9 protein-coding genes are annotated in these 12,182 nt (G+C 34.4%); 7 read left to right on the top strand and 2 right to left on the bottom strand.

Annotated features, from left to right (window positions below):
• Positions 1–276 precede the first annotated feature (276 nt).
• A complete protein-coding gene (locus DX009_RS08705; RefSeq protein ID WP_115083712.1) occupies positions 277–2,466 on the top strand; it encodes a glutamine synthetase III family protein in 2,190 nt (729 codons plus the stop codon).
• 437 nt (positions 2,467–2,903) lie between these two features.
• Here the strand turns inward: DX009_RS08705 and DX009_RS08700 are convergent, their stop codons facing one another.
• Both DX009_RS08700 and DX009_RS08695 read right to left on the bottom strand, forming a co-directional pair.
• Positions 2,904–3,899 carry a GNAT family N-acetyltransferase gene (locus DX009_RS08700; protein WP_006044204.1) on the bottom strand — a complete coding sequence of 332 codons (996 nt, stop codon included), beginning with the start codon at positions 3,897–3,899 and terminating at the stop codon, positions 2,904–2,906.
• A gap of 54 nt (positions 3,900–3,953) precedes the next feature.
• Positions 3,954–4,769 (bottom strand): glycerol acyltransferase, encoded by an 816-nt coding sequence (locus tag DX009_RS08695; protein WP_115083711.1) that lies wholly within the window; start codon positions 4,767–4,769, stop codon positions 3,954–3,956.
• A gap of 282 nt (positions 4,770–5,051) precedes the next feature.
• Between DX009_RS08695 and mraZ the strand changes: the two genes are divergently transcribed.
• From mraZ to DX009_RS08665, 6 genes are read left to right on the top strand one after another with little or no spacing between them, the layout of a single operon-like run.
• On the top strand, positions 5,052–5,525 hold the full coding sequence (gene mraZ, locus DX009_RS08690; RefSeq protein WP_006044206.1) for a division/cell wall cluster transcriptional repressor MraZ: 474 nt from the start codon (positions 5,052–5,054) through the stop codon (positions 5,523–5,525).
• A gap of 14 nt (positions 5,526–5,539) precedes the next feature.
• Complete coding sequence (gene rsmH / locus DX009_RS08685; protein ID WP_115083710.1) at positions 5,540–6,475, top strand: 16S rRNA (cytosine(1402)-N(4))-methyltransferase RsmH; 936 nt, start codon at positions 5,540–5,542, stop codon at positions 6,473–6,475.
• Positions 6,476–7,132, top strand: a complete 657-nt coding sequence (locus DX009_RS08680; protein WP_115083709.1) for an FtsL-like putative cell division protein — start codon at positions 6,476–6,478, stop codon at positions 7,130–7,132.
• Between the two features lie 6 nt (positions 7,133–7,138).
• On the top strand, positions 7,139–9,292 hold the full coding sequence (locus DX009_RS08675; RefSeq protein ID WP_006044209.1) for a penicillin-binding protein: 2,154 nt from the start codon (positions 7,139–7,141) through the stop codon (positions 9,290–9,292).
• 47 nt (positions 9,293–9,339) lie between these two features.
• A complete protein-coding gene (locus DX009_RS08670; protein WP_115083708.1) occupies positions 9,340–10,800 on the top strand; it encodes a UDP-N-acetylmuramoyl-L-alanyl-D-glutamate--2,6-diaminopimelate ligase in 1,461 nt (486 codons plus the stop codon).
• Positions 10,801–10,850: 50 nt separating this feature from the next.
• Positions 10,851–12,122, top strand: coding sequence for a phospho-N-acetylmuramoyl-pentapeptide-transferase (locus tag DX009_RS08665; protein ID WP_115083707.1), 1,272 nt, complete (start codon positions 10,851–10,853; stop codon positions 12,120–12,122).
• The last annotated feature ends 60 nt before the right edge of the window (positions 12,123–12,182 follow it).

The raw sequence follows: 12,182 nt of genomic DNA, 5'->3' as shown, positions 1-12,182 counted from the left end.
CTGCTAAACATATATATAACACCGTTAAGCATATAGTTGCAATAGTTAAACATATAGTTGTAATAGGGGAGAAGATACCACAATTAAACCCGTAAAGAGATAATAATTAAACTCGTAAAGAAATAATATGCAAGCCTTTTTGGAGAGAAATAATTGTAATTAATGATTTAGCTTATTTCTTCTTATAATTATTAGTCAAAATAGTATAATAATTTTGTAAACTCCCACTAAATGGTTATTTTTGCATTATAATGACCTACTAAAAGTAAAAAAGGTATGGATAACTTAAGATTTGAAGTTTTAAAAGAGGCTTTTAGAAAACGCCCTGTAGAATTAAAGATGCCAAAAGAACGTCCATCGGAATTGTTTGGGAAGAATGTATTTAACCGCGAAAAAATGTTTAAGTATCTTCCTATAGACGTTTATAATAAAATGGTGGACGTTATGGATAATGGCGAACGTCTTGACCGTTCTATTGCTGATTGTGTTGCTAATGGAATGAAAAAATGGGCAAAAGATAATGGAGTTACACATTACACTCACTGGTTTCAACCATTAACAGAAGGCACTGCCGAAAAGCATGATTCGTTTATTGAACCTGATGGAAAAGGAGGAATGATAGAAGAATTTTCAGGAAAATTACTTGTACAGCAAGAACCTGACGCTAGTTCTTTCCCATCTGGTGGTATTCGCAACACATTTGAAGCGAGAGGTTATTCGGCTTGGGACCCAACAAGTCCTGTTTTTATTATAGACGACACTCTTTGTATCCCTACAATTTTTATTTCTTACACAGGAGAATCACTCGATTATAAGGCACCATTGCTACGTTCTTTGCGAGCAGTAGATAATGCAGCAAAAGAAGTTTGCCAATACTTCTATTCAGACGTGAAAAAGGTGCATACAAATTTAGGTTGGGAACAAGAATATTTTTTAGTTGATGAAGACCTTTATTTTACTCGACCTGATTTAATGCTAACTGGTAGAACATTAATGGGACACGATTCGGCAAAAAACCAGCAAATGGAAGACCATTATTTTGGAACTATACCAGAACGTGTGCAAGCTTTTATGAAAGATCTTGAAGTTAATGCCTTAGAACTCGGAATTCCTGTTAAAACTCGGCATAATGAAGTTGCACCCGGACAATTTGAACTTGCTCCTATCTTTGAAGAATGTAATTTAGCCGTAGACCATAATATGCTTTTAATGGCTGTAATGAAGAAAATTGCACATCGACACGGATTTCGCGTACTATTACACGAGAAACCTTTCGATGGTATTAATGGATCGGGAAAGCATAATAACTGGAGTTTGTCTACCGATACAGGAATATTATTGCACAAAAGCGGGAAAAATGTAAACGATAATTTACGTTTCGTCGTTTTCGTTGTAGAAACTTTAATGGGAGTTTATAAACATAATGGTTTACTAAAAGCTTCGGTTATGAGCGCTACAAACGACCATCGTTTAGGAGCAAACGAAGCACCACCTGCAATTATATCATCGTTTTTAGGTAAACAAGTGTCCGATTTGTTGGAACATATAGAAAAAGCCGATAAAAAAAATCTGTTTAGTGTGAAAGGAAAGCAAGGAATGCAACTCGATATTCCTGAAATTCCAGAATTGCTGATAGATAATACCGATCGTAACCGTACTTCGCCATTTGCTTTTACAGGAAACCGATTCGAATTGCGTGCTGTTGGTTCTGAAGCAAATTGCGCTTCTGCACTTATTGTATTAAACACAGCTGTTGCAGAGGCTTTAACCAACTTCAAAACACGTGTAGATGCACTAATTTCTAAAGGCGAAGACCCTACAAGTGCAATTATAGAAATTGTTCGCGAAGATATAAAAACGTGTAAACCTATACACTTTGACGGAAATGGTTATAGCGACGAATGGAAAGAAGAAGCAGAAAAAAGAGGATTAGACTGTGAAGCAAGTTGTCCTGTATGTTTCGATGCTTATTTGCGCGATGATTCCATACAAATGTTCGAACAAATGAACGTAATGAATCGTAACGAATTAGAAGCACGTAACGAAGTAAAATGGGAAACATATACAAAGAAAATACAAATTGAAGCACGTGTTATGGGCGATTTGGCTATGAATCACATCATTCCAGTGGTTACACACTACCAAAGTAGGTTAGCAAAGAATGTAAGTTCTATGATAAATATCTTTGGAAAAGAAGAAGGAGAAAGGCTAACCAAACGTAATATTAATATTTTAAAAGAAGTAGCCGAGCGCATTCAACTCATAGAAACTGGAGTAGATGAACTTGTTGAGGCAAGGAAAGTAGCAAATAAAATAGAATCGCAACGCGAAAAAGCAATTGCTTATCACGATAATATTGTTCCACAGATGGAAAAAATACGTTATCAGATAGATAAACTTGAACTGATTGTTAGCGATGAAATGTGGACTTTACCTAAGTATAGAGAACTTTTATTTATCCGATAAAACCGCACAAAATGATATCTTCTTCTAAAGAAAAATGATTTTATGGACAGGTTTCTCTTTGAAGTTTTTTGGAATAGAATATTCACAAGAATAAAATAAACAGCAAAGATAAACGCCATAGAGAAAACAGAGAAAAATCTTATTATAAATTCCCAGAAATTTAATTATAAAATTAAAAAATATAATTAATTTTCTGGGAATTTATAATTAAAGTTTTTTGGAACTATACAACCAACATTGAATGCTCCTCTTATTATAAAAATAACAAAACATTCTTTCGTGTAGAAAAATGTATACAATAAAATAAACGATATATATTCTTATACTTATTAAACACTATCAGCCAAATAAAAAGGCAATATCCATTTCGCCATTTCTATTAGGATAGTGTAGAATAAAATAATAAAAATCAATTTTACTTATCGAAATGAGAGTTATTATCTATTCTCTTTATAAATTAAGTTATTTGCACCGCTGGTTATATTGAGTGCTTCGGGGTGATCGTTTACGAAACTTTCTATATGTCGTACACGTTTTTCTTCAAAAATTTCGTCTACTGCAATAAGAATACCAGTTTCTTCTACATCGCCAAAGCCATTATTTATGCCAGTTCCAAAAAGTTTCATCGTTGGAGAAAGGTTCATATAAGCATTTACTAAGGGAGGAATGTTGAAACCTAATTTCCGAATTTCTCTATTTAATATACGGTAGTTTTCTTTGAAAGAAGAAGCATTAAATAAAGTATCGAATTCTGATGAAGGAGTTTCAATTTTAAGCGGTTTTATCGGGATAATAAGTTTTTCTTTATCGTCGAAAAACTTTCTTAAAAAGTAGAGAATCATATCTCTTCCTCTACGAATATACGAAGGATACATTGTAACCTTGCCAAAGAAATATTTGCAATTTGGATTTAACACGGTAAGTGCACCTAATCCGTCCCAAAGATTATCGAGAGCGAAAATACTTTTAGAATTTTCGCGAACATTTTGATAACCAAGCGACACAAAAGAACGACCTAATTCAACGGTATAAGGAGCATATTCTTTCAGAAACTTATCGGAAAAATGAAACATGTGGCTGGTAGCAAGAATAGGTTGTCCGTCTTTTCCAAATTTCCAATCAGCTCCAAATACATATCGATAACCGCCAATGATTTCTTCATTATCGGGATTCCATACTATAAGTTGTTTACAACAACCAGGCATTAAATCAAATTCATCAATATCTTTAGCTTTTCCTGTGCCTCCGCCAGCATTTCTGAAAGCTTCTTCGCGCAATCTTCCAACTTCGTCCATTAAATTTGGAGCATCGGCAGCCGAGAATACATATATGTCGTTATGACTTTTGTTTGTAACTCTCAACAATCTGTCAGGAGTAAGTTCGCTTTTTAGAAGTTCTTTACTGACTGGTTGAATTATCTCTTCTTCCTTCATATTATTGCTTTTGTAGCATCGCTTAATTTCGCATTCATATAACAACGTAGCTTTCTAAAGCTCGTAAACTTTATTTCGCACAAATTGCGCCCATTCCATCGGTGTTTTACTATTGTTGAATGTTTGCCAAGGAATAGGTTTTCCGAAACTTACACGAAAGGTTTTACCAACATTTTTGTACATTTCATCGACTAAAAAGAGCATTGCTAAATTTACTTTCTTTATATATTTATCGCTGAAATGAGCTATTTTATAAAATCGTTCAGAGTTTTGCCCGCTAAAATGGATAGGAACAACGTCTCTGTGGTATTCTACACTCTTTGTTATAAATGTTTTTTTCCAAGGCAAATCAGAAATTACGCCATTTTGTTTTCTGCTATTGAGACCTGCTGGGAACATTAACATGTGATTATCGCTACTAAATCCAGCTTCTACCATACGGGGAAAGTCTCTACTTTGTTTTCCTGTCTTGTTTATTCCTATACATACTGGCTGAAGACCCGGTAAATTCAGCAAAAGATCGTTAACAAGATAACGAAACTTTCCATCGTACTGTTTGCCAATAATAGAACCTAAAGCAACTCCATCTTGTCCACCAAGTGGATGATTAGAAACAAAAGTGTAAAGTTTGCCATCGTTCTTGTCAGGCAAATTCTCTAAACCTTCTATTTCGAGTGTCATTTTCAAATAGTGCACACATTCAGTAAGCCATTCTGTACCAGTTTTGTTTCTACTGTCCCACAGAAATTGGTTCACTTCGTCTTCGTGAATAAGATTTCTAATCCAGTTAATCAGAAAATGAGGAACAAACTTTGCTTTTGAGCCCATCTTCCCGTGCAATATCTTTTGGATATCAATGGTCTTTTCCATATTGTGTGCTATATGCTTATTAAGTTTCTCAATTTCTCAAATCGAATGCAAATGTAATTAAACCTTTTGATATATCCCACTTTTTTATAAAAAAAATACTCAATGAGACCAATTTGGTTATTATAAATCTACTAGTCTGTGCTCAATATAAGTTTTCGGGACATATCTTTACGTTAAATATATTAAAAATGAGAGAATGGAATAAACTTTGTGGAGGAAAGGGGTGGAATGTGGGGAATTTTACTTACCTTTGAGGCGATTTTAGATATATAAGAAGTACGCATGCGATTTTTAGGGAGTATAGAAGCCAAAACTGATAGTAAAGGGAGGGCCTTTTTACCAGCTACTTTCCGCAAGATATTGAATACATCTGGCGAAGAATCTTTGGTGATGAAGAAAGATGTTTTTCAGCCTTGTTTGGTAATCTACCCTCAATCAGTGTGGAATAAAATGCTCGATAATCTCCGTAATCATCTTAATCGTTGGAGTAAACGCGACCAAATGATATATCGCCAATTTGTATCAGACGTAGAAATGATTGTGCTTGATGGAAATGGTAGGTTCTTAATACCAAAGCGCTATTTGAAAATGGCAAACATTAACCAACAAATCAAATTTATAGGTATGGACGACTGTATTGAGATTTGGAATAACGAAAGCGAAGAAGCATTTTTAGACCCAGACGATTTTAGTGCAGCATTGGAAACTGTTATGGGCGATTTAGGAGAAACAAAAGCACTCTTTATAAAAGAATAATAGGATAAACAAATATGGTTAAGACAGCTGAGACATATCATGTTCCAGTATTGCTTTGCGAGAGTGTAAATGGTTTGGATATCAACCCTAATGGTATTTATGTAGATATTACTTTTGGTGGTGGTGGACATAGTAAAGAAATACTTTCGCATTTAAGTAAGGAAGGACACTTATATAGCTTTGACCAAGACGCCGATGCTGAACAGAACATATACAAGCTGAATGGTGATGGAAAGAAACCAGAAAACTTTACGTTTGTGCGTTCTAATTTTAGATATCTTGCCAATTGGTTGCGCTATTATGGTGTAGAAAAGATAGATGGATTGTTGGGCGATTTAGGAGTTAGTAGTCATCATTTCGATGATGAACTGAGAGGATTTTCATTTCGCTTTAATGCTCCGCTTGATATGCGTATGAATAAAAGAGCGCAAAAAACAGCTGCTGATATTTTACAAGAATATAACGTGCAAGAACTTGCTAATATATTCTATCTTTATGGAGAATTTAAAAATTCGTATAAGATAGCTACAGCCATTGTAAATAGTAGGGGGAAGGCCCCTATACTAACAACAAATGATATTCAGGCTGTTGTTGAACCGCTTTTTAAACGCGAACGAGAAAAAAAAGAGATGGCTAAACTATTTCAGGCTTTACGCATAGAGGTTAATCAGGAAATGATAGCCCTAAAGGAAATGCTAAATAGTGCGTCAGAAGTATTAAAGCCAGGCGGTAGAATTGCCATTATTACTTATCACTCGTTAGAAGATCGCATTGTGAAAAATGTGATGAAGTCGGGAAATATAGAAGGTAAGGTAGAAAAAGACTTCTTTGGACATATAACTGCACCGTTTAAATTAATAAACAATAAGGTGATAGTGCCAACCAACGATGAACAAGAGAGAAATCCACGAAGTCGCAGCGCAAAACTAAGAATAGCAGAGAAAAGATAAATGAACAATAAGCTTACAGAAAATAATGAGACGTTAGGTGTTGTAATAAAACCCATTTTTACAATAAAAGACCATCAGAAAAATGTAACTGAAGAGATAAGAAATGAATCTAATCAGTCTACTGATTCTGTAGCAATGAATGGAACAGAAATTGATTTAGAGGTAACAGAGGGTATATTCAATAATAAGAAAAAAGATAACAATACAAAAGAACATAAAAATTTTGGTAAACAAGAAGAGCAAAAAATAGTAAGTTCTAAAATAGAAGAGGAAGAAGAGGCATTGAAAAATGCAATTGAAGACCAAGCGCGAGAAGATGAACGGCCACTTGCAAGCAACTTTACTTTAAAGAAAATACTTGGTGGCGATATATTCTCAGCTCACTTGTTAAGAAATAATATTGGACTTATTGTGGTTGTCGTGTTATTTATTATTATCTATATATCAAATCGCTATAGTGTTCAGAAAGATTTAATAGAGATAGATAGATTACAAAAAGAGCTGTCGGATGCTAAATATAGATCTCTATCAAGTAGTAGCCAACTAACAGAACGTTCGCGAGAAAGTCATGTATTGGAAATTCTGAAAACAAACAAAGATAGTGTCTTAAAAATATCATCGCGCCCTCCGTTTATTATAAATGTACCAACAAAATAAAAAATAATGAGCAAGTTTAATAGCAAAAATATTATGCCACGATATTCGCTTATAGCATTAGTTATGAGCCTTATTGCTATTGCCGTTGTTGCAAAATCGGCATATATAATGATTGTTCAGAAGAATTATTGGTTAGAAGTTGCTGCAAAACAAAAAAAAGATAATGTGCCAATTTTGCCTACACGTGGCAATATTTTGAGTTCTGATGGAGAACTTATGGCAAGTTCTTTACCAGAGTTTAAAATATACATCGATTTCAAAACTCTTAAGGAAGCAGGCAAAGATACAGCCTTTGTAGATAGCATTAATTATATTTGTAAAGGCTTAAATGAGCTTTTCCCAGAAAAAACTGCTGGTGAATTTAAACAAGAACTATTAGAAGGTTTAAAAGAAGAAAAGCGACATTGCCCTATTTGGAAAAATCGTATCGACTATAATACATATAAAGAGGTAAAGAAGCTACCTGTTTTTAAATACGATAAATTTAAGAGTGGTTTCCATGAAGAAGAATTTAATGCACGACGACGCCCATTTGGATCGCTTGCACAACGTACAGTTGGTGATCTTTATGGTTCAAAAGATGTGGCTAGATGTGGATTAGAACTTTCTTTTGATAGTATTCTGCGTGGAACAAATGGTGTTGAAAATAGACGAAAAATCCGAAATAAATATCTTAGTATAACAGAAACACCACCTATTGATGGTTCTGACATTGTAACGACTATAGATGTAGGTATACAAGACTTAGCCGAAAGAGCATTACTTAATGAGTTGCAAGAAATAAATGGAAATGTTGGCGTTGCCATTGTTATGGAAGTTGCAACAGGCGACATTAAAGCTATTGTAAATCTTGATAAATGTGAAGATGGACAATACCGAGAAATTAAGAACCATGCAGTAAGTGATTTGCTAGAACCAGGCTCAGTTTTCAAAACTGCTTCTATGATGGTAGCACTCGATGATAATGTAGTAGACACGATGTATACTGTAGAAACAGGAGGTGGCGTTTGGACTATGTACGGACGAGATATGAAAGATCATAACTGGAGACGTGGAGGCTATGGAACATTAACATTACCATGGTGTTTGAAATATAGTTCGAATATAGGTGTTAGTAGAATTATAGATACCTTCTATCATAAAAATCCAGAAAAGTTTGTACAAGGAATCTACAAATTAGGTTTAGCCGACGATTTGCAAATCCCTATTACAGGCTATTCACCAGCCAAAATTCGTATGCCGAAGAAAAATAAACATGGACAATATATAAACTGGAGTAATACGGCTTTACCATGGATGAGTATTGGATATGAATCGCAAGTACCTCCAATATCAACATTAACATTCTATAATGCAATAGCAAATGGTGGAAAAATGATGCGTCCACGATTTGTTAAGAAAGTTGTGAAAGATGGAACAGTATTAGCAGAATATCCTCCAGTAGTACAGCGCGAACAAATAGCAAAAGAATCAACCATAACGGAGATGCGTAGAATTCTTACAGAAGTAGTGTCTGAAGGATTGGGAAAAAAGGCAGGTTCCGATAAATTTTCGGTTGCAGGTAAAACAGGAACTGCACAAATGTCGAAAGGAGTTGCAGGATATAAAACAGGTGTAACCGACTATTTATTAAGTTTTGCCGGATTCTTTCCTGCAGATGCACCACGATATAGTTGTATTGTATGTATACAAAAGTCGGGATTACCAGCTTCAGGCGGAGGAATGAGTGGCGTAGTTTTTCATAATATAGCAGAAGGAATAATGGCACAAAATTTAAAACTGAGTGTTTCTGATGCAAGAGATTCTTCTGCTTCACTTATTCCAATGGTTAAGAGTGGTAATCTTTTAGCTACCGATTATGTTCTATCTTTTCTTGGATTTAATGTAAAGAATGGTTGGAATGGTGCTTATCCATTCGGTAATAATATTTGGGGTTTTGCGAAAACAGGTAGTAATGGTATAATACTCTCTGAAGAAAAGAATATCAATAAACGATATGTTCCTGATGTACATAATATGGGAGCACGTGATGCAATTTATTTATTAGAAAATTGTGGCATAAAAGTTATAATGTCTGGGCGTGGAAGAGTAGTAGAACAATCGCTTGCACCTGGCGAAAAAATAAAACAAGGTATGGTTTGTAAACTTCGTTTTGCATAATACGATATTAATGTACATTCAATAAGAATAAATAAAAAGCAAGATATATGAAATTAAACGATTTGCTTAAATATGTGAAGCCATTGAAAATAATTGGCGATACAGAAAAAAATATTACAGGTATCAATATTGATAGTCGTAAAATAGAAGAAAACCAAATGTTTGTGGCTATAAAAGGAACTCAAACAGATGGTCATAAATTCATAAATAAAGCAATTGAGTTAGGTGCTACTGCTATTTTATTAGAAGATATTCCAGAAGAACTCATTAGCGATAATGTTACTTATATACAAGTAAAATCTACAGAAGAATCGGTTGGTAAGGTTGCAACAATGTTTTATGGCGATCCTTCTCGTCATTTAAAACTTGTTGGAGTAACAGGAACGAATGGAAAAACAACTGTTGCCACCTTATTATATAATATGTTCCGTAAATTCGGATACAAAGTAGGATTACTTTCTACTGTTTGCAATTATATTGACGATAAAGCTGTACCAGCTGATCATACAACTCCTGACCCAATAGAATTAAATGAATTGCTTGCAAAAATGGTTGCAGAAGGTTGTGAATATGCTTTTATGGAATGTTCTAGCCATGCAATTCATCAACATCGTATTGGAGGATTACGATTTACTGGCGCATTATTTACCAATCTTACACGCGACCATTTAGATTATCATAAAACGTTCGAGAACTATCGTAATGCAAAGAAAATGTTCTTCGATGATTTAGATAAAGATGCATTTGCTATTACTAATGCCGATGATAAAAACGGTATGATAATGGTACAAAATTGTAAAGCACAAATAAAAACTTACTCTATTAAACGTATGGCAGACTTTCGTGCTCGCATTTTAGAATGTCATTTCGAAGGAATGTATTTAGAAATAGATGGAAAAGAAGTGGGCGTACAGTTTATTGGGAAATTTAATGTAAGCAATTTGCTGGCTGTTTATGGAGCCGCTATTATGTTAGGAGAGAAAGCAGAAGATATTTTAGTTGCGCTTAGCACTTTGAAAAGCGTAAATGGGCGATTAGAACCTATTGCTTCGCCAAATGGTTATACTGCAATTGTAGATTATGCGCATACTCCTGATGCTTTAGTAAATACTTTATTGGCTATACATGAAGTTCTTGATGGTAAAGGTGGACATGTTATTACAGTTTGTGGTGCAGGTGGCAATCGAGATAAAGGAAAACGACCACTTATGGCGCTCGAAGCAGTAAAACATAGTAACAAAGTTATACTTACAAGCGATAATCCACGAAACGAAGACCCTCAAACTATTATTGATGATATGTTAGCAGGTCTTGATGCCACACAAAAAAAGAATGTTATTTCCATAGTAGACCGAAAAGAGGCTATCCGTACAGCTTGTATGTTAGCTCAAAAAGGTGATGTTATTCTTATAGCTGGTAAAGGACACGAGACTTATCAAGAAATAAATGGAGTAAAACATCATTTTGATGATCATGAAGTGGTGCGTGAAATCTTCGGATTACAATAAGAATATTGCTAAATATAGCGATAAAATGGCTATCATTAAATAAAGATATTATGTTATATTACATCTTTCGTTGGCTCGATCAGTTTGGAATTAGTGGTTCTCATTTATGGGGATACATTAGCTTTCGAGCCATTATGGCAATGATTCTTGCCTTAATAATCTCTGCGTGGTTCGGCGAGAGATTCATAAAATATCTGAAGAGAAAGCAGATTACTGAAGTGCAACGCGATGCAAGTATCGATCCTTTTGGTGTAAAAAAGATAGGAGTCCCATCAATGGGCGGTATTATTATTATAGTTGCATTGATTATTCCTGTATTATTGTTGGGACGCTTACGCAACATTTATCTTATTCTGATGGTTATTACCACAATTTGGCTCGGATTTCTCGGTGGAATGGACGATTTTATAAAGATATTCCGACATAATAAAGATGGTTTGAAGGGGAAATATAAAATTGTTGGGCAATTTACTATCGGACTTATTGTGGGTTTAGTATTATGGACATCGCCTGATGTAAAATCGAATATAAACTTAGAGATGCACAACGATAATGGAAAAGAAATTGTTGTGAAACATGGTAAAGAGGCTCAAAAAACGCTTAAGACGACCATTCCATTTATTAAAAATCATAATCTTGATTATTCTGAAATTATGTCCTTCTGTGGTAAATATAAAACGGCAGCAGGGTGGATTTTGTTTGTTATTATGACCATTATCGTAGTAACAGCAGTCTCTAATGGTGCTAATTTGAACGATGGAATGGACGGAATGTGTGCTGGAAATTCTGCAATTATAGGTGTTGCATTAGGAATTCTAGCTTATGTTAGTAGTCATATAGAATATGCAGCTTATTTAAATATTATGTATATTCCAGGTTCCGAAGAGCTAGTTGTTTTCTTTATGGCTTTCATTGGTGCTCTTATTGGTTTTCTTTGGTATAATGCTTACCCTGCACAAGTGTTTATGGGAGACACAGGAAGCCTTACTATTGGTGGAATTATTGCTGTAGGTGCCATTATTATTCACAAAGAATTACTATTACCTATTTTGTGTGGAATTTTCTTTATGGAAAGTTTAAGCGTAATAATGCAAGTTTATTACTTTAAAATAGGAAAACGAAGAGGAGTAAAACAACGAATGTTTAAGCGTACACCTATTCACGATAGTTTTAGAACACAAGATGACCAATTAGATCCAGAGTGTAAATATCTAATAAAAACTCCACATAATCCAGTGCACGAAAGTAAAATTACTATTCGTTTTTGGATAGTAACAATAATTTTAGCTGCACTAACTATCATTACTTTAAAGATAAGATAAAGGAGAAAATACCAAAACATAAACAACTGTAGGGGCAACAACCTTGCAAACGACAATAAA

Source organism: Prevotella pallens, from assembly GCF_900454935.1.
Classification (GTDB): Bacteria; Bacteroidota; Bacteroidia; order Bacteroidales; family Bacteroidaceae; genus Prevotella; species Prevotella pallens.
Note: the sequence above shows the minus strand (reverse complement) of the source record. Positions and strands in the feature narration are given on the sequence as shown.

Bases quoted from the DNA above. Each gene is read 5' to 3' on its own strand.
- DX009_RS08705 (WP_115083712.1), top strand. From the start codon at position 277: ATGGATAACTTAAGATTTGAAGTTTTAAAAGAGGCTTTTAGAAAACGC.
- DX009_RS08665 (WP_115083707.1), top strand. From the start codon at position 10,851: ATGTTATATTACATCTTTCGTTGGCTCGATCAGTTTGGAATTAGTGGT.
- mraZ (WP_006044206.1), top strand. From the start codon at position 5,052: ATGCGATTTTTAGGGAGTATAGAAGCCAAAACTGATAGTAAAGGGAGG.
- DX009_RS08695 (WP_115083711.1), bottom strand. From the start codon at position 4,769: ATGGAAAAGACCATTGATATCCAAAAGATATTGCACGGGAAGATGGGC.
- DX009_RS08700 (WP_006044204.1), bottom strand. From the start codon at position 3,899: ATGAAGGAAGAAGAGATAATTCAACCAGTCAGTAAAGAACTTCTAAAA.
- rsmH (WP_115083710.1), top strand. From the start codon at position 5,540: ATGGTTAAGACAGCTGAGACATATCATGTTCCAGTATTGCTTTGCGAG.
- DX009_RS08680 (WP_115083709.1), top strand. From the start codon at position 6,476: ATGAACAATAAGCTTACAGAAAATAATGAGACGTTAGGTGTTGTAATA.
- DX009_RS08675 (WP_006044209.1), top strand. From the start codon at position 7,139: ATGAGCAAGTTTAATAGCAAAAATATTATGCCACGATATTCGCTTATA.
- DX009_RS08670 (WP_115083708.1), top strand. From the start codon at position 9,340: ATGAAATTAAACGATTTGCTTAAATATGTGAAGCCATTGAAAATAATT.